Source organism: Streptomyces alboflavus (assembly GCF_000716675.1).
GTDB lineage: Bacteria > Actinomycetota > Actinomycetes > Streptomycetales > Streptomycetaceae > Streptomyces > Streptomyces alboflavus.
The window spans coordinates 1-21,579 of record NZ_JNXT01000013.1; the positions used below are offsets into that span (position 1 = coordinate 1).

The 21,579-nt window shown below is 71.6% G+C and carries 11 protein-coding genes and 1 tRNA gene; 5 read left to right on the forward strand and 7 right to left on the reverse strand.

Annotation, left to right across the window (positions count from 1 at the left end):
• Positions 1-42 precede the first annotated feature (42 nt).
• Positions 43-2,109, reverse strand: a complete 2,067-nt coding sequence (locus tag OO63_RS11875) for a YfjP family GTPase (protein WP_078619086.1) — start codon at positions 2,107-2,109, stop codon at positions 43-45.
• The gene (locus OO63_RS11880; RefSeq protein WP_428835926.1) at positions 2,106-3,821 is read right to left on the reverse strand and encodes an ATP-binding protein; all 1,716 of its coding nucleotides are present in this window, start codon (positions 3,819-3,821) and stop codon (positions 2,106-2,108) included. Before OO63_RS11880 ends, OO63_RS11875 begins: the two co-directional genes overlap by 4 nt.
• A gap of 288 nt (positions 3,822-4,109) precedes the next feature.
• Here OO63_RS11880 and OO63_RS11885 point away from each other — a divergent pair.
• Positions 4,110-4,182, forward strand: a tRNA-Arg gene (locus OO63_RS11885).
• A 220-nt stretch (positions 4,183-4,402) separates the two neighbouring features.
• Here the strand turns inward: OO63_RS11885 and OO63_RS11890 are convergent.
• Positions 4,403-6,286 (reverse strand): toll/interleukin-1 receptor domain-containing protein, encoded by a 1,884-nt coding sequence (locus tag OO63_RS11890; RefSeq protein ID WP_030359920.1) that lies wholly within the window; start codon positions 6,284-6,286, stop codon positions 4,403-4,405.
• A gap of 38 nt (positions 6,287-6,324) precedes the next feature.
• Between OO63_RS11890 and OO63_RS11895 the strand changes: the two genes are divergently transcribed.
• From OO63_RS11895 to OO63_RS11905, 3 genes are all read left to right on the forward strand, one after another.
• Positions 6,325-6,999 (forward strand): hypothetical protein, encoded by a 675-nt coding sequence (locus OO63_RS11895; protein WP_063750395.1) that lies wholly within the window; start codon positions 6,325-6,327, stop codon positions 6,997-6,999.
• Between the two features lie 286 nt (positions 7,000-7,285).
• Positions 7,286-9,016: a hypothetical protein gene (locus OO63_RS11900; RefSeq protein ID WP_033264054.1), complete on the forward strand. Its 1,731-nt coding sequence runs from the start codon at positions 7,286-7,288 to the stop codon at positions 9,014-9,016.
• A gap of 123 nt (positions 9,017-9,139) precedes the next feature.
• Entirely contained in the window at positions 9,140-11,626 is a 2,487-nt protein-coding gene (locus tag OO63_RS11905; protein ID WP_106983409.1) for an NB-ARC domain-containing protein, read from the forward strand.
• Positions 11,627-11,756: 130 nt separating this feature from the next.
• Here the strand turns inward: OO63_RS11905 and OO63_RS11910 are convergent, their stop codons facing one another.
• The 4 genes from OO63_RS11910 to OO63_RS11925 all read right to left on the reverse strand — a co-directional run bounded on the left by OO63_RS11910 (position 11,757) and on the right by OO63_RS11925 (position 20,543).
• The gene (locus OO63_RS11910; RefSeq protein WP_030359924.1) at positions 11,757-12,617 is read right to left on the reverse strand and encodes a hypothetical protein; all 861 of its coding nucleotides are present in this window, start codon (positions 12,615-12,617) and stop codon (positions 11,757-11,759) included.
• Positions 12,614-17,854 carry a caspase family protein gene (locus OO63_RS11915; RefSeq protein WP_051810775.1) on the reverse strand — a complete coding sequence of 1,747 codons (5,241 nt, stop codon included), beginning with the start codon at positions 17,852-17,854 and terminating at the stop codon, positions 12,614-12,616. Before OO63_RS11915 ends, OO63_RS11910 begins: the two co-directional genes overlap by 4 nt.
• Positions 17,855-17,978: 124 nt before the next feature.
• Positions 17,979-18,458: a hypothetical protein gene (locus tag OO63_RS11920; protein WP_234311259.1), complete on the reverse strand. Its 480-nt coding sequence runs from the start codon at positions 18,456-18,458 to the stop codon at positions 17,979-17,981.
• Positions 18,459-18,626: 168 nt separating this feature from the next.
• Positions 18,627-20,543, reverse strand: a complete 1,917-nt coding sequence (locus OO63_RS11925; RefSeq protein ID WP_030359927.1) for an AMP-dependent synthetase/ligase — start codon at positions 20,541-20,543, stop codon at positions 18,627-18,629.
• Positions 20,544-20,819: 276 nt separating this feature from the next.
• Between OO63_RS11925 and OO63_RS11930 the strand changes: the two genes are divergently transcribed.
• Entirely contained in the window at positions 20,820-21,578 is a 759-nt protein-coding gene (locus tag OO63_RS11930; RefSeq protein ID WP_030359928.1) for a class I SAM-dependent methyltransferase, read from the forward strand.
• Position 21,579: the final 1 nt, after the last annotated feature.

Below are 21,579 nucleotides of genomic sequence, written 5' to 3' on the forward strand. Positions count from 1 at the left end.
CCGCCTGCCCCACCCGCCTCGCCCGCGCCCCCCCTCCCGCCCTCACCCCCGCTGAGCCACCCGCACGTACTGCTCCCGCACCTCCCGGTACCGCAACAGCTCCGCCGCCACCGGATCGAGCACCCGCGCCCGCCCGCACCCCGCGGCCGCCTCCCGCAGCCGCCGCTCGGCCTCGAAGCCGTACCGCCGGGCCGGACCGCGCGCCGCCATCCCGCTGGCCCACTCCACGCACGGCCCGCCGACGATGCCCAGGGCCATCAGGAGCACCGGCACGCCCAGGTTCGGCTCCGCGACGCCGACGATCTGCCCCACCAGCCACAGCCCGCCGACGACTTGGAGCAGCGTCATGGCCGCCTGCGCGAGGACGGCCACCGGCCACCAGCCGGGCCGCGGCGGCCGCCCGTCCGGCAGTGCCGCCCGCAGCGCCAGCTCGTCGAGCGCCTCGGGCAGCCCCTGGGCCCCGCGCGCCGCCGCCTCCCGCACGGCCTGCCCCCACGGCGTGGGCAGCCCGGTGGCCGCCTCGTCCGCGACGGTCCGCACGGCGTGCTCCACGCGCGCGCGTGCCGTCGACTCCTCGTCCGCGGGGGGCGCCACGGTGTGCCTGCCCGTGCTGTGCGGGAAGCGCTGCGCCTCGTACCAGCGCCACAGCCGCAGCCACGGCGAGGAGCACGCCCGGCCCGCATGCCTGCGCCAGGCCCGCTCGGCGGCCTGGCCGGCGGCCGCCGCGCCGACGGCCTCCCCGAGCCGTTCGGAGAACTCCTCGCGCGCCTCCTCGCTCAGCCCGATCGCGCCCCGCGCGGACGCCGACCCCGCCCCGGCCGCGTACACCGGCCGCAGGTGTGCCGCCGCCGCGTCCAGGTCCGCCTCGATGCGTCGCGCCGCGGCTCCCCGTTCGCGGGTGAACTGGCCGAGGGCCTCCCGCAGATCGCCGACACCCTCTCCGGTGAGGGCGGAGAGGGCGAGCACCGTGGCGCCCGGTTCGCCGTGCTCGCCGAGCGCGATGCCGTCCTCGTCGAGGAGCCGCCGCAGATCGTCGAGCACCTGGTCGGCGGCGTCTCCGGGGAGCCGGTCCACTTGGTTGAGCACGACGAACATGACCTCGGCGTGCCCGGCGAGCGGTCGCAGGTAGCGCTCGTGCAGCATCGCGTCCGCGTACTTCTCGGGGTCGACGACCCAGATGACCGCGTCGACGAGCCCGAGGATCCGGTCGACGTGCTCGCGGTGGTCCCCCGCGGCCGAGTCGTGGTCGGGCAGGTCCACGAGGACGAGGCCCTGGAGGGTCTGCGCGTCGGCCCCCTGGAGCGGCCGCCTGCGCAGCCTCCCGGGGATGCCGAGCCGGTCGAGCAGCCCCGCGGCGCCGTCCGTCCAGCTGCACCCGATGGGTGCGGCGGTGGTCGGTCTGCGTACGCCCGTCTCCGAGATCATCACGCCCGCCAGGGCGTTGAAGAGGGTCGACTTGCCGCTGCCCGTGGCGCCCGCGAGGGCGACGACGGTGTGCCGGTCGGAGAGCCGGCGCCGCGCCGCGGCCTCGTCGAGCACGCGCCCGGCCTCGGCGAGCGTCGCGCTGTCGAGCCGCGTACGGGACAGGCCGATCAGCTCACGCAACGCGTCGAGACGCCCCCGCAGCGGTCCTTCGTAGACGACGGTGGTGTCCTGCGCGGGGGCGCTGTTCTCGTACGGCACGCTCGGGGTGCGGGTGTCGTACGCGGCTGCGTCCCCGTACGCGGACGGCCTCCCCGGGGACGCGATCGAGGGCGAACCGGAGGCCACCGATCCGGCGAGCACCTCGGCCACCGTCCGGGAGGGCCCGTTCGCCGGGGACGTGCCGGGCACCACGCGCCGCGCGATGAGCCCGTCGTCCCAGACGCCGTCGCCCTCGCGCGCGTGGTCGCCGTTTTCGTCGCTCTGACCGGCGTGTTCGGCACGCCCCGCGCCCGGGGCGCTCTCGGCACTGTCGACGCCGCCCGCAGTGGCATCCGTACCGTCAGCACTGTCGACGGTGTCTGCGCTGCCAGCGCTTTCCGTACGTTCCGCGTGTTCCGTGCGTTCCGTGCGTTCCAGATCGCCGGTGTGATCGGTGTGGCCCGTGACGGCGGTCACCGCGGTCACCTCTCCTTCTGCAGTACGGACAGCGCGGCGATGAGTTCGGCCTGGGGTTCCGGGTTGACGTCGAGTGCGTCGAGGGGGGCGAGGCGCCGCTCGCGCTCCGTGCCGAGGACCTTGTCCAGGTAGTCGGTGAGCAGTCGGCCGCCGCGGTCGCGCAGGCGCAGCGCCCCGTGGGCACCGATGCGCTCGGCCAGAGTCTCTCCGGCGGTGCGTGCCCGCCGCCCGCCGAGCAGGGCGGTGGCGAGCAGGGCAGCGACGACTTCGGCGTCGGGCAGGGTGTTCTTCTCGGCGCGGTCGAGGGCGCGGACCTCTTCCTCGGCGTACTCCTCCAGTTCGCGCCGCCAGCGGCGGACGGCCATGCCGATGCGGTGCTCGGGGCTGTCGCCGTCTTCGTAGGGGGCCCTTTCGTACCGTCCACCGCTGCGGGCGAGCGCGGGGGCCCGGGCGGCGGGCTCGCGCCGCCACGCGTCGTCGATGTGTTCGTCGGCGGCGGTGACCGCGCACAGCAGGAGCGCTTCGAGGCTTTCGGCGATGGCGTCGAGGAGCTCTCCGGGGCCGCAGTCGAGCGGGTAGGCGCGCCAGCGCTTCAGGGCGTCCCCGGCGAGCGCGGCGCCTGCCTGGAGGCGGGTGCGCACGCGCGTGTGCTCGCTCTCGTAGGCCTCGTCGACGGCAGACGTGAGGCGCAGGGCGGCGGCGTACTGGGCGGCGACGGCACCGGCGAGTTCCGGCATCCGGGAGTTCAGCGAACCGAGGACTCCGTAGGCGGTGCGTTCGATGGCCTGTCTACGGGAGGCGGGTTCCTGGGCGCGGTGGGCGAGCCAGCTGCGCAGGGGTTCCACGGCGGTGGCGGGCAGGAGTCCACCGCCGCCCGCGGACTCGGGCAGTTCGGGGACGGTGAAGCGGGGTACGTCGCCGAGGCCGGCCTTGGCGAGGAGGGCGCCGTACTGCCGCGACACCTCGCCGACGACCTGGTGGGGGACGCGGTCGAGGACGGTGACGAGGGTGGCGTCCTGTTCCTTGGCGGTACGCAGCAGGTGCCAGGGCACGGCGTCGGCGTACCGGGAGGCCGTGGTCACCATGACCCACACGTCGGCCGCGCAGATCAGCTCGGCGGCGAGCACGCGGTTGTCGGCGACGAGGGAGTCGATGTCGGGGGCGTCGAGGAGGGCGAGGCCGCAGGGCAGGGTGTCGGCGGTCTCGACGCGCAGGACGCGCTCGCTCTCGCCGCCCGCCCCCCGGCCCGGCCCGTCACCGCCCGCCCCCCGGCCCGCCCCGTCGTCGCCCGCACCGCCCTGCCGGGGCGCCCACGCGCGCGTGAGGTGCGGCAGGACACGCATCCCGGCGAACCAGTGCTGGTCCTCCGGGTGGCACACCAGGACGGGCGTGCGGGTCGTGGGCCGCAGGACGCCCGCCTCGCTGACCTGACGGCCCACCAGAGAGTTCACGAGCGTGGACTTGCCGGCGCCGGTGGAGCCGCCCACAACGGCCAGCAAGGGTGCTTCGGGGGCCCGTAGCCGGGGCACCAGATAGTCGTCGAGCTGTGCGAGAAGCTCGTCCCGGTTGGCCCGCGCGCGTGGCGCCCCCGCGAGGGGGAGCGGAAAGCGTGCGGCGGCGACACGCTCACGCAGGGCGGAGAGTGCGTCAAGCAGTTGAGGCCGTACGTCCAAGGTCACCACATGCGAAGAATGCCCAATTTTGGCGCCTTTCTGAAGCATATGGGCACCCCTGCGCGCCGATCGGACACCCGCGACGGAAGGGACGACTGGGGCGCAGGCATAACGAGTGCACAACACCCGGGGCGACAGACGCCAAAAGCGATGCGAGATTCGCACCTGCCTGCGATTATCAGGACCGCTTCACCGAACCTCCACATCGCCTGGCGGAGGTGAAGCACCAGGGACAAGCCACCAGGAGCCCTATCCTTGTCCCCGGTCCATGGTCCACGGCCCCCGGCAAGGCCACGGACCACCCACACCGGGCTCCAGGCCACCGGCCACCACCCGGCCCCCGTAGCTCAGTGGATAGAGCAGGTGCCTTCTAAGCACTTGGCCGCAGGTTCGAGTCCTGCCGGGGGCGCTCCAGATCATGCGGCGTCGGCCCTCCGCCCCGGAGGGCATGTCGGCCAGGGGGATGCCGGCCCAGGGGATGCCAGCGAGTACGGCGGAGCGACAGGGCTCCGCTCACGTCGGCAGATGGACGTACCGCGCCTTCACTCACCCTGGCCACACCGCTGAGCGGTTCGACTGCCGGGGCGGGTCCACGTTCCGTGGTGACGCGCCTCGCGCACGGCGAAGGCTCAACCCGTCGCCGACAGGCCGAAGTCCGCGCCCGAGATCGCGGCGAGCGCGCTCGCCAGGTCCTGGAGGGGGCGCCGCAGGTCGTCCAGGGCGGCGCGCAGGGCCGGGGCGTGGTCCCAGGCGCGTTCGTGGTCGAGTGCGCTGACGTCCGGTCGGCGTTGCGCCTCCCAGTTCAGGAGTCGCGGATGCCAGTCGGTGGTGAAGGGGCGCAGCACCTCGTTGAGCAGGCGGTCCGCGAGGGACTGCACCGAATCGGGGGCGTCCGCCGACGACTGCAGGCCGATGCTGTAGCGGCGGAGGGTGTCGCGGGTGAAGGCGAACAGGCTGTGCAAGGAGGTGAGGGCCTCGCGGAGGCTGCCGCTGTCGATCGGCAGTTGCTGCACGCCGATCCGGCTGACCAGCTCGACCTGCAGGTCGAACGCCGCCATCCGTTCCGCCTCGCTGACGGCCATCGGCGCGACCTCCCTCCGTCCGCCGGGAACCGGCACGCCCAGGTCGGGTGCCGCTCCCAGCGTAGTGCCGCCGGCGCCGAGGATGGAGAGCACAGTACGGCGCAGCGTCTCCGCGCGAGCGGCGTCGGTTTCGTGGTGCCGCCAGGCGTGGTCGGTCACCGGATGCAGCCGGTAGCCGTCCGGCGCGGGTTCCAGCAGGCCCCGAGCAGTGAGCTCGGCCAAGCCGACGGCGGCACGGCGGCGGGCGACGGCCGGCGGCAGCCCGTCGGCCGCGGTGAACGCGGCGGCCACGTCGTCCTCGGCCACCGGCAGCGGAAAGCGCGCGCCCGCGCAGCGCAGCGCTTCGCGGGCCTCGGCGGGGGCAGTCAGTACGTCACGTACGTACTCGGCGGTGATGTCATCGCCGGCCAGGACGTCCAGCAGCGAGCGGCCCGGCTCGTACAGTCTGGCCAGCAGGCCGGCGCGGTCCTCCCCGGCCCGTACCGCGCGGCCGAGCAGCCGAAGCGCTCCGGGGTGCCCTTCGACGCCGTGGGCCAGCTCCTCGTCCCCCACGAGTTCGGCGGCGGCCTCCTGCGGCAGAGGGCCCAGGTCGAGGTGTTCGCCGAGCCCCTCGTACGAACGGCTCCGGGTGAGCAGCAGGGTGCGTACGGACGGGTGCGCGGCGGTGAGCTCCGCCACCGTGCGGGGTGTCAGGCCGCAGGGCACGTCGTCCACGACGTACAGGCAGGGGCCGTCTCCGAGGTGCCGGCTGTCCGGCGGGTGGGGCGCCGGTGTCCGCGCCCAGTGCACGCCGCCGGGGAAGGCGGCCCCGAAGCGGAGGGCGTATTCCTGGGCGAGGCGGGTCTTGCCGATGCCCGGCATCCCGCGCAGCTGTACCGGCCGGGCCATGGTGCGGCCGGTGACCAGCGGCGCCTCCTGCTCGTGCAACGCGGAGTGCAGACGCCACAGTTCGGGGAGCCTGCCGGTGAACTCCCCCATGACGGGCGGCATCGTTCCGTGCACCCTGGGCGGTGCGGCCTCCAGCGGCATGGGCCCTGTCACCTGCCGCAGATGCCGGATCACGTCCGAGGCGAGGTCCGCCGCTCGACCGTGCCGCGTGTCGCGCAGTTCCACCGGGTGAATGTGGCCGGTGCCCGGCTCGGGGTTGACCACCAGGACGCGTCGGCGCGGGTCGCCTTCGCTGAGCCCGGCGAGGAACGCCGCGGTCAGCTCCCACTGGCAGGCGGGACGTTCCGGGTAGCCGGAGGAGTAGTACGCCAGCAGGACACGGGAGTCGGCGAGCGCGCGCCGGATGGAATCGCTGATGCCGGCGAAGCCCGCGACGGCGGACTCGTCGACGAACACCTTCAGGCCGGCCGCGGTGAGCGCCTCGTGCAGCGGCCGGACCCGGTCGGCGTCCCTGCGGCTGTAGCTAAGGAAGATGTCCCACACGGTCCTCTACCCTACTGTGGGGACTCGGGGAGGCGATCATGGCGCAGTCCGGCGAGACGCCACGGCGGGGGCGCACCGCACCGTCACAGGTGACGGCGACGCTGACGATTCCGTTCGTCGGCGAGGTGACGGGCCTGTGGGAGCCCGCGGACGCGGAGCGCACGGCCGCGTGGCAGCTGTACTTCCAACTGGCCAGTCGGGTGGCGGTGGTCCCGCTGGAGCGGGACGAGGGGGTGCTGCGCGAGGCGCTGAGTTCTCTCTACTCGCTCTACGACGTCACCCGCGGCATCCTTCACGAGCACGGTCCCGCGGTCGCCCCTCCCGTACCGCCCGGCCGACTCACGTTCGGCGTCCTCGCCATGGTGACCCTCAACCGGGTGCTGCGGCCGCTGCTGACGGTGTGGCACCCCAAACTCTCGGCGTACGAAGCGCTGCGGCCGGACGACCAGGACCCGGTGACGTACGAGCGGGCGTGGCCCGAAGCCGACGAGCTGCGCCGCCAACTGGACGCCACCCGTGAGGCGCTGCGCTCCCTCGCCCGCACCCTCCAGCAGGTCGCGGGCGTGGGCGACCTGATCGACCTGCCGGTACCTCGGCCTCCGCAGCTGCCGCCGCAGTTGCCGCCGCAGCTGCGACCGGGCTCGGGCGAGGGGGGCTCTGACGGCACCCCCCCCCGGCTGACGGGGGGTCATCTGCTTGAGCTTGCGGCCTGAGCCGTGGAGGGGGCGGTGCCTCGTCCGACACGCTCCAGATCCCTTCCGAGCCCAGCCGGACCTCCGTGTTCACCTCGGCTCACCCCTTACGGTTGTCACGGACATCCGTGTCCACAGCCACAGCTGAAGGGTTGCGAGACAGCTTGAAGTGCGCTATCGACCATAAACCGCGAACCGCGAACCGCGAACCGCGAACCGCGAACCGCGAACCGCGAACCGCGAACCGCGAACCGCGAACCGCGAACCGCGAACCGCGTAACCAGCGCCCGACGCTCGGGAGGTCGGGATGGCTGCTGCGCGCTTCGCTGACATCCCGTTCCTGCGGGTTCCCGTAGGCGAGGACGCCCATCGCTGGCGTACCTTCCCCGGTGAGCGCACCCTCGTCGTCGCAGCCCGCACGCTCACCTCGACCATCCGCGTCCTGGAGGTACTGCCCGCCCTGCTGCGCGGCGATGCCCGGATCACCGTGGTCTTCGCGCACGACCCCGGTTCCGCCTTCGGCGACGGCTCGATCGATCTCCTGCACGACGCGGGCTGCCGCGTCATGCCCTGGGAGCAACTTCCCCAGGTCGAGCCCGACTTGATTCTGAGCGCCAGCGAGCACATCGACCTTCCGGCTGGGCGCTGCCCGGTCCTGGTCCTCCCCCACGGGGTCGGCTTCCAGAAGTACGTTCCGGACTCCCGCGCCCCGCGCGACCGCCTCTCCGGCGTCGTACCGGACGAACTGCTCGAAGCGGGGCGGGCCTGGATGGCCGTCTCCCACCCCGATCAGGAACGGCAGCTCATCGCCGCCCACCCGAAGACCGCCGGACGCACGCTGCTCGTCGGTGACCCCTGCCTCGACGAGCTGCTCGTGAGCGAGGACCGGCGGGAAGACTACCGGCTCGCTCTGGACGTCCAGGGCAACCAGCGCTTGGTGATGATCAGTTCGACGTGGGGACCGACCTCGCTCATCGCCGAGAACCCCGAACTGCCCGCACGACTCCTCAGCCAGCTTCCTTGGGACACCCACCGAGTCGGCCTGATTCTGCACCCGAACGTCTGGTCGGCGCACGGAGCATGGCACATCCGGACGCTGCAGGCCGCCGCCCTCGACGCGGGCCTGCTGCTCATGCCACCCGTGCACGACTGGCGGCCCGCGCTCGTCGCCGCGGACGCGGTGATCGGCGACCACGGATCAGTCACCCTCTACGGAGCCGCGCTCGGCAGGCCCGTGGCCCTGGCCGCGCACGGGAGCGAGGCCGTGCCCGGCACCGCGAGCGCCGATCTGGCCCGGCTCGCGCCGCGGCTCGACACCGACGGCCGGCTCTTGGCACAGATCGACGACCTCGTACAGGCCCATGCGGGGCGTCGTGATCAGTACGCGGAGGTAGCGGCCCGCGCCGTCGAGCGACCGGGTGAGTCGGTCGCCCGCTTGCGTGCGGCCGTCTACGACCTGCTCGGCCTCTCGCTTCCACCGACCCACGCGCCGCGCCCTCGCGTCCTCGCCGCTCCGGCCAATCCCGCGGGTCCGGTCACCTCGTGGATCGTCGGCACCCGCCTCCGCGCCGAGGCCACTGCCCGCGCCCCTCTCACCATCGACGTCACCCGCTTCCCCTCCGCTGTCACCCGGGACCGGCCCGAGACCGAACGATCCTTCTGGCACCTCGCGGTCGAACCAGCCGAGGAACGCGACCGAGGCCTGACCGAGAGCGCCTCCGTCCTGCTCGGCCCCACTCCCGCCCCGGACCTCGCCACCGCACGGCACTGGGCCCGCGACACCTTGGCATGCTGGCCCGGCAGCCTCCTCGCCGTGAGAGCACTGCGCTCCGGGGTGTGCCTGGTGGAACTCCGCGACGGGAACGCCGTGGAAGTGTCCTCCACCGACGCGCCCGTCACCGATCCCGCACTGGCCGCCTCCGCCGTCTACGCCTGCCTGCGTGCCGATGTCCCTCCGTACGAGATCGAAGTGGCGCTGCGCCTCGACGGTACGGACGCCCATGAGAAGCGGCTGCATCTGTGTACTGTCACGCCCTGAAACCCACCGCCCCGACGTTCTTCAGCGACCTGCCATCAGTGCGACCGTGATCCCTTTACGGTGGTCATCGGCACAAGAGGCACGAGTGGTTCGGCAGCTCCGCCGGTATGCGAAGGGGGCCCCGTGGGGATCGAGGTTGCGGCACTCGCCGCGTCGGGTGCGACGAGCACGGTGATCGGACTTGCCGTGACCGAGGCGTGGACCCAGGTGCGCACTCGCCTCACACGCCTGTTCAGCCGACGTCGTCCCGAGGGTGCTCCGACCGATGACGACGAGCAACTTCGTGCCGCGATCGAGCAGTTGGCGGCATCGCTGCAGTCGGACAGCGCGCACGCCGTCGGTGACTGTGCCGATCAGCTGCGGCGGCGGCTGCGCCACTCCTTGCGGCAGGGTTCCGAGACCGCTCGGGAACTGGTGGATCTCTTAGGCGAAATGAGCGACGTGAGCGGCTCGGAAGGCGAACCCCTCTCGGGGGACGCCAGATCGCAGGGAGCGGTGCCCCCGGCGCCCCCCTCCGCCGACTCCTCGATCACCTACCACGTGCCCGAAGCCCTCCGGTGCCAAGGGCCGCCCTCACAAGTACCGGCCCTCCGCCATCGCTTCATCAACCGCTCGGCCGAACTGGCCGTTCTGGACAGGCAGCTCGACCGCGACACCGAGCCCTCACACGTGGACGTGCGTGTCCTCGCCGGCCCGCCAGGAGTCGGGAAGTCGGCGCTGGCCCACTACTGGGCGCACGCACACCAGACACGCGAGCGCTTCTCCGATGGTCGGCTCTACGTGGACTTCGCGGCGCTCCGCCGTCACACGGACGCGGGCGCGGACGTCACGGAAGCCGTCGGCCACTGTCTGCGGTCCCTCGGAGTGGCCGATGCGCTGCTGCCCCCGTCTCTCGGCGAACGCACCGCACTCTTCCGTGACCGGACCTCCGGCCTGCGCCTCCTGCTCGTACTCGACGACGTGTCAGCCCCCGCGCAGGTGCGGGCCCTGATCCCGAACGGTCCGGGCAGCGCCGTACTCGCGACGAGCACGTCCAGGCTGGGCGAACTCTCCCTCGACGGCGCCCACCCCTTGCCCCTCGAACCGCTCACCGAGGCCGCCGGACTCCTGCTCCTGACCGACCGCTGCGGCGAGGAGCGAGTGAACGCCGATCCCGAAGCGGCCAAGAAGGTGGTCAGCCTGTGTTCCGGCCTGCCTGTCGCGCTGCAGGTGGCCGCGGCCCGGCTGGTGAACGATCCCCGCCTCACGCTGGGCGCTCTCGCCGCGGAACTCCAGGACGACGGACGGCGACTGTCCGCGCTCAGCGTGGGCGGCGAGTCTCCGGTGTCCGCGGTCCTCGACTCCGCCTACCGGCAGCTGCCGGACGACCTGGCCCACGGCTACCGACTCCTCGGCTGGATCCCCGGCCCGTCCTTCGACGCGGCAACCGCTGCGGCTGCCCTCGGCCGGGACCTGGAATCGGCCCAGGTGCTGCTCGACGTCCTTGATGACATGAGCCTGCTGGAGCTCACGGAGGATCGTCGTTACCGGTTCCACGGACTCGTCCGTCTTCACGCACGCGACCGCGCGGATGCCGAGGAGCAGTCCGGCACCCGGCTCACGGTGACGGAGCGCGTACTGACCCACTACCTGGTCCTGACGGCACTCGCGGATCACTCGGTGCGTGCGGACCGCCTGCGCGTCGCCGATCTGCGCGGCGTGACGGCAGGACGACCGGATCCGTTCGCCGCGCAGTACGGGCCACGCCCGCTGGACTGGCTGGAGGCCGAGCGGGCGAACATCATGGCCGTCCTGCGCGCGGCGGACGCCCCCTCGCTGCACACCCCCGGCTGGCAGCTGGCCGAGAGTTTCACCGTCCTGTTCCTGCACCACCGGCACCTGGGCGACTGGCGCGAATCCCTGGAACTGGGTGCGCGCTACGCCGCCGCCGCGGTGTCTCCGGCCGCTGAGGCGCGGCTGCGCAGCCTGCTCTCCCGCCCGCTGCTGGACATCGGCGAACACGACCGGGCCCACCGGGAGCTGTCGTCGGCGATCTCCTGCGCGGAGATCGCCGACGAGCCGGTGCTGCTCGCCTCGGTCCTTGAGTTCTCCGGCCGGTACTGGGACCGCTTCGACCCGGACCGGGCCGTAGCGGCGTACCGGCGTTCCATGGAACTCAACACGCGGGGCCGGGAGCCACGCGGAGCGGCCATCGCCGCGTTCTTCCTCGGCCGTGCCCTGGACGCACGCGGCGACCACGACCAGGCCCTCGGCACTCTTCGCCAGGCCCGCGCGGATCTGCTCTCCCTGCCCGCACCCGACCGTCGCATGGCCGCCCGGGCCACCGCCGCGCTCGGACGAGCCCTCGACAACCTGGGCCGAACCGGCGAAGCCGTGCCGACCCTGCGCGAGGCGGCGCGCACGCTGGAGCAGCTCGAGGCGTACGCCTACGCGGCCGAGGCCCTCCTCGACCTCGTCACCATCGCCGAACGTCCCGGCCACGACCGCTCCACCCTGCGGGACGACCTGACGAGGGCCGTCACCATCCATGCGGACATGGGAAGCCCGCTGACGGAGAGCCTGCGGGAGCGTCTGCGCTCTTTGGAGGGTCCGAGGCCGAATACGGACTGACACAGCCTCTGACGGCTTCATATCGGCGGCTGCACGTGACATCGCGGCGTTCGGCAGAAGGTTGGCATCCGCGTCCACGGCGACTGCCGAAAAGTCTCTGGGCGGTCGTGCGCCGGATGTTGGTCCTCCCTCACCCGTCCCCTGTCTTCAGCAGTCCGGCGATGGCCTGCCCGGTGTCTCGGGCCGTGAGATATGGACGCACGTCATGCGCCTTCGTTCCGTTGTGAACGGAGATGTCCCTGACGCGTGGACCGAACCTGGGAGCGAGCTCTTTCACCGGACACACGGCGTCGCCCTTGTCGGCGATGTTGGCCCACCGTGTCACGGGCGCCGGCCAGCGGGCGTGACCGTCGGCCGGTGGTGGGACGAGGCGGTCGAAGACGAGGTTACGGATGGCCAAGGGGGATCCCAGCGTCACGAGTGCCAGATCGTTCCATTGCGGATGGGCACAGAGCGCCTCATAGGCGACGATCGTGCCGAGCGAGTGCGCCACGATCAGCCGGGTCTCCGAGGTCACCTTCTCGGCCAGGCGGCGTTGGACGCCGAGACGTATCTCGGGCTGGGTGAAGTACATGCGTACCTGCCTGGCGCTGAAGATCAGCATGCGTTCGCTCAGTCCGGCGAAGAAGGAGGAGTGGCTGAGCGCGTTCAAGGCCCGCTGCACCAGGGCGGGGGTGCGCAGTCGCGCCGGTGCGTCCGGGCCCGGCACTCGGTCTTCTTGCGCCGCCGCAGCCTGCCACCACTCCAGGAGCAGGTCGCGTTCGAGGCCGTCCCGCACATCGGACGCGTCCAGGTCGGGGATACCGATTCCCCGGTGCCCCGAGGGCCGGAAGAGGTCCCCGTAGAAGGCCATGGAGACCTGGTGCGACGCGATGCGTTCACCTGATCCCAGGGTGATGCCGTCGCTGAGTGCCGGATACCAGTCGGCGAGCAGTGAGTCCGGGCCTTTGAACTGCTGGGCTATGCCGTGGACAAGGACTATACGTGTCATGGGGAATCCTGTTTCTGGCTGCCGGTGGCACCGCTGGTGTTGAGGCGCAGCGCGACCAGCCCCATATCGGTCGCGACGCAGACCTGGCCCTCCTCGACCGCGATCCCTTTGATCGCGCTCCCGATATCCAGTTCGGCGGTCCAGTCGCCGGCGACCAGGTCCCAGATCCGCAACAACCCATAGCCATCCGCAGCGACCATGGCCGCAGTGCCGTCGATATCCGTCATGCGGATCGCGTGGACCACCGAAGGGAAGGGCCGGAGGTCCACACCGATGTCGCTGCCGTCGGCCAAGTCCCAGAACCGCAGTCGTCCGCTTCCCGCTCCGGAGATGATGACGTCGCGATCCAGACGGCCGAGTTCCACCCCGCTCGCTCCCATTTCGTGGCCGCCGAGCGGCTCACAGAACGTGGCACCTGTGTCCAAGTCCCACACGCGCACGGTCCCGTCACGCGAGGCACTCGCCACCACATCGACGCCCCCGACCGTGCCCGAGCACATCGACATGACGTCGGCCGTGTGGCCGGACATCGGAGGACAAACAGGAGCCTGGGTGTGCAGGTCCCAGGCATGCAGGGAGTTGTCGCCCGCCACCGAAACCACCACTGTTCGGTCGCCGATCGTGTGCACGCAAGCCCTCCAGGACGCACCAGAACGCTTGGCGAGCAGTCGCTGGGTTTCCAGGCTTCGTACTTCCGCCTCCATCCAACCTCCGCGCACGACCACGTTGTCGTTCCGCCAGCGACCTGTAGCCGCATACTGGATCGACTGATGGCCCGATGTCAGATGCGCGGCCACCTGACGTCCGTCCTTCAAGTCGTGTGTACGAACAACGCCGTCGGTACTCCCCGTGACGACGACGGTCCTGTCGGCCGTGCCCTGAAGGATGTCGACCGACACCAGACTCCGCACACCGCCGCACAGAGCCTCGCCGATCGGACGCATTGCGCCCACGTCCCAGATCCGCACATCACGGGAGTTGGCAACGGCCACAACCGGGGAGCCGTCGAGTCGGCCGAACACCGGCGCGGCCCGATCGAAATGCGCACGCATTCTCGTGAATCCCACCAGAGGCGGCCCCAGTGCTTCGGCCGTCTCCAGGTCCCACAGTCGTACTGTGTCGTCGGACGCCATGGAAGCCACCACATTTCTGCGGTCGACCCGCCCGAGGGTGGCGACGAACACGAACGAAATGTGGCCGCGGAACGGCCCGCCGATCGCGGCGCGCGTCATTACGTCGTGCACGAAGACGTTGTTGCCTTCGAGCGCGCTCAGGACGACGGGACGAGCCCCCTGGAACGACACCCCCACAGCTCGCGCCGACGGGGTGAGATCCTCAACGTTGAAGTGCCCTTGCCGCCGCGCCTCACACGCGTTCTCACGGCCCTGCACCCGCCAGACGTAGGCGTGGTCCAATGCGGTGGACAGGACGATGTCCAGGTCCTTTCCCGACGAGCGCACAGCGAGATGCTCAACGCCGCCGAGATGGCCTACCAGCGGTTGACCAACGAGGTCCCCGGAGGCCACGTCCCACACCCTGACGGTGCCGTCCTCACTGCCGCTCACCAGGACCGGTTCCCCGTCCAACTGGCCGAAAGCCAGGCAACGCACCGCGTTGGTGTGACCGGTGAGCGGCTCCCCCAGCGCCGCGCCGAGGAACGGATCCCACAGCCGAACCGTCGTGTCGGAGCCCGCCGTCGCCACCACCGTCCGTCCTTGCACGGCAACGCAGGCGACAGCCAGAACGCTGTCCGAGTGCCCCTCCATCGGACTGCTGACCTGCTTGCGTGTGCGCAGGTCCCACAGCCGGGCGGTGCCGTCCTCGCTTCCGGTGACCAGCATGGAGTTGCCCTGGTGCTCGAACAGCGCGAGGGAACACACCGGGCGGGCATGTTCCGCCTGGGGCTGGTCCGCTGTCAGGTCCCAAATCCGCGCCGTACGGTCCAGGCTGACCGTGACCGCCAGTGAGGCGTCTTCCCGACTGGTGAGGGCCACAGACTTGATGGCCTCGACATGCCCTCGGAGTGGGTGACCGAGTTGCTCAAGCGTATGTAGGTCCCAGAGGCGCGCGTCCCACCGGCCGCTCGTCAACACCACCGGCCTGCCGTCGAACTCTCCCATCACTGCCGATCTGACGCCGCTCATCGCGTGGTAGACGTGCGCCATGACCGGCTCGCCGATCTGCCGACGCTCCCTCAGGTCCCAGCGGCTGAGCATGCCGGTCGCGTCTCCGACCAGGGCCACGGTCCGGCCCTGCAACCGGGCCAGGCAAACAGCAGTGACCGCCCCCGCAGGGCCGATGAGCGGGCTGCCGTCGAGCCGAGCGGTGCCGCCGGTAAGCACATCGCTCAAGTCCCAGACGTGGACAGATTTGTCGTCGCCACCGGTGATCGCGACGGGGCGCCCGTCCAGCTCTCCCAGATCGGCGTCCCAGACCGTGCGCCTGTGGGCGCTGAGGTCGCCGCCGAGCTGGCGGCGGGTGACGAGGTCCCAGATGCGGGCGGTGCCGTCGGCGCTCGCCGTGATGACCACGGGCCGCTGGTCGATGGCGCTGATGACGATGCTCTCGACCTGGTTGGTGTGCCCGGTGAGCGCCGCCCCGTACTCCTGCCCGGCGGAGAGGTCCCAGATCCGTACGGTGCCGTCCTGCGCCCCCGTGAGAGCGACGGTGTAGTCCTCGAGGTCACCGATGGCGACGGCGTTCACGGCGGTACCCACCGGCAGCGGCTCACCGATCTGCCGCTGCGAGGCGAGGTCCCACACCCGGGCCGTCCCGTCTCCACTGCCGGTCACCGCGATGGGGCGACCGTCGAGATCGCCCACGGCCACACAGCCGATCCCCTTGGTGTGGCCACTGAGCAACCGATGCACACCACTGGTGGACCACCACGCCCAGGACGCCGACCAGGGAAGCCCGACACCGAGTTCCCCGACGCGGTCCGCGAGGCTGTCCGCCTCACAACGGCGGGCGGAGAGCTGCAGGTCCGCGGCGCGCTGTCCCAAGGGCCGGTCGATCGTCAGCCGGTGCGCCACCTGCTCGTACGCGCCACGGATGCGGCGCGGCGCCTCGCCCTCGATCGAGGCGAACGCCCGTAACAGCGAAAGGGGTTCACTGGCGAGCAGAAATCCAGGGTCCTCGATGAATCGGTCGAGCACCCCCGCGGCTGCCGCGTGCGTGGCCAGGTGTTGACCTACGTAGGGCGGGGCCGCGAACCAGTCGAGCGTCCCGCTCGGCGCGCGGGGTACCAGTGAGGCCAGCGCGTCGACGACCGAGTGCTGAATGTCCTCGGGCGGGCGGTCCGTGGTCGCCCGCAGATGCTCGGCGAGCGCCTTGTGGTAGAGCCGGTACGCCGAACGCCGGTCGTCGTCGATGACTTCGGCGATGTACGCCTCGGCGACATCCAGCGCCCAGGAGACGTCCTCCTCCGTACAGGGCACCCCGGAGATCACTGAGCTCAGAACCGTCCAGACGCGGCCCCGCGGCAGCCCCTTGCCTTCGGAGAAAGCCAGGGCCAGCAGCATGCGCCGCACCCGGGGCTCGTCCGGGCCGAACCGTGCCAGATAGTCGTCGAAGGCCTCGCCGACCTCGCTCGGCAGTTCCTGCGCCCATCCGGGGCACGTCACGTCCACGGCGACCCGGTCCGAGCGCAGGGTGCGGGCGGTGGTCCTGGCGTAGAGGTACACCCCTGCCGCCTTCTCGGCCACGCCTGCGGCGACCGTTCCGGCGAGGTCGGGCCGGTCCCGGTACGGAGTGGGTACGCCGGGTTCCTCCGTGGCGAGCAGGACCCGGGTGACGTATCCGGCGACGTCGGCCGTGCCCGCGCGGTACTCGGGCCGGTCCAGGTCGATGCAGGTGAACGTGGGACCGAGTGGGGCGACCAACTCGTGGCGGGTGCCGACCAGGAGCCGTACGCCCTGGATCTCCGACATGGGGCGCAGCAGTTCCCGGGTGATCCGGCGTGGCTCGCCATGGCCCCCGGCGTCGGCAGCCGTGTCCGACCCGGCCTCGTCCACGGCGTCGACGACGATCACCAGGGGTGCGCCCTGCCGACCACGCCTGGTGAGTTCCTGGAGCAGTGCGGCCGCGCCGTCCGCCTTCGTGCCGAGGGCGACGGCGATGCGCTCGACCACCTCTTCGAGGCGCTTGTGGCGGGCGTGCACGGCCGCCGTCACGCAGCTTTCGGGGACGACGGTCTCCGGGTCGATCAGCGCGAGGTCGAGTTTCTCGCGGTACCGCACGTCCGAGAGAGCGACGATCCGGCCCAGGACCGCCGATTTGCCGCACCCGGGGCTGCCGGTGACGACGCGGCCTCTGCCGTCGCCGTTCCCCTCGGTCAGCCATCTGACCAGTTCGGACAGGACGGTGACGCGTCCGCTGAAGTACAGCCCCTGTTCGGACTCGAACTCCACTCCGCGAGACCGGGGGCCGAAGTGCTCCGCGAGGTCGCGTTCCGCCACCCGGCGCTGGACTTCGAGGTCCGTGCCGACGGGCGGAAGTTCCTCCCGGTAGCCGGAGTTGCGCAGGAAGGGGGCGAGTCCGGTGACCAGCCCGCTGGCCAGTTCGGCGCGCTGGCCCCTGCCGTCGGCGTCGAAGCGTTCGTTGACGGCCTTCACCAGCTCGGTGAGGTCGAGGAACTGCTGGCGCTGTCCCGTGCGCCCGGTCGTCGTCTCCACGGCCTCAGGCAGGGCCGCCACGAACGCCCCGTCTTCGGCTATGTCCTTGCGGCGGGCGGAGGCCAGGAACCACAGTCCCGTGGACGCGTCACCGGCTACGTTCCGGTACGCGATGGCCTGCAGCGCGACCGCTGACGCCTCGGCGCTGCCCGCACCCGCCGCGCAGGTGTCAAGGATCAGCAGGAGGTGCCGCAGGCCTCCACGACACAGGATCCGCACCAGATCCTCGGTCGCCAGAGCCGTGGTGGCGAGGTCCTCGTCGTGTGAGTCCCAGCAGAGGAGATAGTGCCGGTCCCGCTCCTCCACGGAGCCGTGACCCGCGAAATAGACCACGACCACGTCGTCGGCGGCCAGGTCGGTGTCCGCCGACCAGTGCCGCAGCTTCTGCCGGATCTGTTCGGCGCCGTCGTACTCCCCGAGGCCGGGCAGCTCCGCCTGGTAGCCGAAGCCGCTGAACAGCTCCGACATCGCACGGATGTCGTTCGGCACGGACCGCAGTTGTTCATCCTCGGGGAGGTGGCGGTATCGGCCGCTCCCCAACCCGATGAAGAATCTCCGGCCCACCCAACCACCCCGTAGACACGCATCAGTTGCTCGCCGTCAGCTCACGAAAACTCTAGCGACACGATCGCGTACTGGGTGGCGTATGCGGCGAGAGGCCGGCTTCGTCGCGCAGCCGCGCGGCAGCTCAGCCCGCGCTCCCCGGGCCGGTCCTCCGCAGCCGCCCCGACGCCACCCACTGCACCCCCGCGAACCCCGCGACCACCAACGCCTGCAGGACCGCCCACACCGTCCCCGCAGTCGTGGCCGACAGGGCGTCCGTGGACGCGAGGGTGAGGCTGAGGAGGGTCCAGAGGAGGTTCACGGTGATGATCGCCGTGAGGGCGGGGCGGTTGATCCGGGGGCGGGTGGCCGTGAACTGGACGGCTGCCGCGTAGAGCAGGAGGAAGGCGCCCAAGGGGTGGAGGAGTGCCGCTTCGACGCCGAGGAAGGAGTCGAGGAGCTGGGCCAGGGCCAGGTACGCGAGGCCGTTGGAGCCGGTGACGGCCGCGTCCAGTTTCAGGGACAGGCGGGCCAGGGAGTCCTCTCTCCCCGCCCACGCCGTGTCGCGTCCCGCCTGCGCCTCGTCCGTCGTCGTGAAGGGTCCGGAGTGCTTCGCCGATGTCATCTTCCGCTTCCTCCCGCTCGTCTTCCCGGTCGTCCTCCCGGCCTGTTTCCGGCCTGTTCCGGGTGGCTCCAGACTCGTTCGGCGGGTGGAGTGCGGCAATTACCTGTGAGGTAAGCCCGGCCGCGCGGACGCGACCGGGCTTGCGGGCGGCGACCCATCGAACAGGCCCTAGTCGTACAGCTTCTCGATCTCCTTCGCGTACGCCGCCGCCACCGCCGACCGCTTGATCTTCAGGGACGGTGTGAGCAGGCCGTTCGCCTCGGTGAACTCGCCCTCGGCGACCACGAAGCGGCGGATGGACTCCGCGCGGGAGACCGCCTCGTTGGTGTAGTCCACCGCTTTCTGGAGGTCCGCGATCAGCTGCGGGTCGTGGCACAGCTCGGACAGGGGCGTGTCCTTGGGGCGCTTGCGCACGGTCAGCCAGTGGGCGACGGCTTCCGGTTCGAGGGTGATGAGCGCGGCCACGTAGGGGCGGTTGTCGCCGACGACGAGGCACTGGCCGACCAGGGGGCGGCCGCGCAGGCGGTCCTCCAGGACGGCGGGTGAGACGTTCTTGCCTCCGGAGGTGACGATGAGGTCCTTCTTGCGGCCGGTGATGGTGAGGTAGCCGTCGTCGTCGAGCGACCCGAGGTCCCCGGTCGCCAGCCAGTCGTCGCCGAGGACGGCGTCGGTGGCTTCCTTGTTGTTCCAGTACGAGCTGAAGACGATGCCGCCCTTGATGAGGACCTCGCCGTCGTCCGCGATGCGGATCGCGGTGCCGGGCACGGGCGTGCCGACGGTGCCCGGGCGCGGGCCGAGCGGCGGCACGATGGTCGCGGCCGCGGTGGTCTCGGTGAGGCCGTAGCCCTCGTAGATGAGGATCCCGGCGGCGTAGAAGAAGAGGTTGAGGCGTTTGTCGAGGGGCGAGCCGCCGCTGATCGCGTAGCGGAGGCGGCCGCCGACCTCCTTGCGGACGCGGCGGTAGACGAGGAGTTCGTAGAGCGCCCAGCCGAGGTAGAGGCCCGGTGAGGGGCCGCGGCCCCGGCCCTGGAACTTGCTCAGGTACGCCTCGGCGAAGCGCACCGCGATGCGGTCCGCGCGCTCGAAGGAGGCGCCGCGGCCCATGCGTTCGGCGGTCGCGCGCCCGGTGTCGTGGATCCGCTCGAAGAGGTACGGGACGCCGACGACGAACGTCGGCCTGAAGGCGCGCAGTTCGGGGCGCAGCTCGTCCGGTTTGACGCTCGGGAAGTGGCCCAGTTCGATGCGGGCGAGCATGCAGGCGATCTGGATGGAGCGGCCCAGGATGTGGGCCAGCGGCAGGAACAGCAGGGTCGACGCGGTCTGGCCCGTGACCTCCTTGAAGACCGGGTGCATCAGTTCGACGGTGTTCGCGGCCTCCGCGTGCAGATTGCCGTGCGTGAGGACGCAGCCCTTGGGTCTGCCGGTGGTGCCGGAGGTGTAGCAGACGGTCGCGACGGAGTCGGGGGTGAGGGCCGCGCGGCGCGCGGTGACCTCCTCGTCGCCCACCTCGTGGCCGCGCTCGGCCAGTTCGAGGACCGCGCCGTCGTCGAGGACCGACACGGCGGGCGGCACGGGGTGTCCGGCGACCGCGCGGCGCGCCGTCGCCGCGTTCTCCGCGGTCTCGGCGATGAGGAGGGTGGCGCCGGAATCGCGCACGATCCACTCGATCTGGTCGGCGGACGACGTCGGGTAGACGGGCACGGTCTGGCCGCCCGCCGCCCAGATCGCGAAGTCGAGGACCGCCCACTCGTAGCGCGTACGGGACATCAGGGCGACCCGGCCGCCCGGTTCGAGGCCGGACGCGATCAGGCCCTTGGCGGCCGCGGTGACCTCGCGGGCGAAGGCGGAGGCCGTGACGGGGCGCCACTGGCCCGCCTCCCTGCGGCGCAGGACGACGGCGTCGGGGGCCTCCGCGGCGTTGGTGAAGGGGATGTCGGCGGCGCTGCCGCGGGTGGCCGCCGCCGCGAGGGCGGGGGTGCGGGCCTCCCGTACGACGCCGTGCTCGTCCCTGACGGTCTCGACCTTGGCTCGATCCGCCAGATCGGTGCGGCGGCGCGCCTGTTTCAGGTCCTTGCGTACGCCCATGACGGCTCCCGTTCGTTCGCTCGGCGCGGGTGCGGGGGTGCGGTGCGGGGGGGGTGAGGGCTGTGCGAGGTGCGGGGGTGCGGTGTCGTGCGAGGGTGCGGGGGGTGCGGCGGAGACGTGAGGGGGCGCCTGCGCGGCGGATTCCGACGCTTACTTGAGGGTCAACTTACCGACGCGTAAGGGAAATTCAATGGTTCGCGCAGAAGAACTCCGGACCACCCGCGGGGCGCAAAACGCACCCTGGCAGCGGGCCCGCCCGCTCGCTACGGTCCGCCCATGGTCAACTCGTACACGGAACTCTCAAGCCACTACGACCAGATCATGACGTCGGGCTACTACGACTATGGCGCCTACGCCCGGACCCTCCGCGCACTCCTGCCGGACCACCCCCGCCTCCTGGAGCTCGGCACCGGCACCGGCCTGGTCGTCGAGAGGATCCTGGAACTCGCGGACGCCGACCCCGAGGGACCGCCCGCGCCGGACATCACCGGCATCGACCACACGGAGAGCATGCTGGCCCAGGCGCGCACCAGGGTGGGCGAACGGGCCCGCTTCGTACGGCAGGACATCCTGCACATGGACCTGCCGTCGGCCTTCGACGCCGCCTTCTCCGTGGGCGGCATCTGGTACCACACGCCGGACCCGGGCGACGCCGACGAGGGCGCCTTCCTGCTGTGCAGCCACCTCCTGGACGACGAGGACAACATCAAGGCGCTCCGGAACGTGCATGCCTCGCTGAAGCCCGGCGGCGTCCTCGTGCTGGCCGAGCAGGCCGCCCACCGCGACCACGAGCGCGATCTGCCCGGCGGTCTCGTCTACGCCCAGACGATCCAGCGGGCCGACGGACCCGCGGGCGAGGACCGGTTCGACAAGGACTACTACGTCCGGCGGCCGGACGGGCACGTCGTGGCCCACCAGCGCAGCACCTACCGCGCCTACGCGCGGGAGCAGGGCATCGCCCTGCTCAAGGAGTGCGGTTTCCAGGCGGAGCACGTGAGCGACGACGGCCTCTTCCGCCTGTACGCGCGGCTGTAGC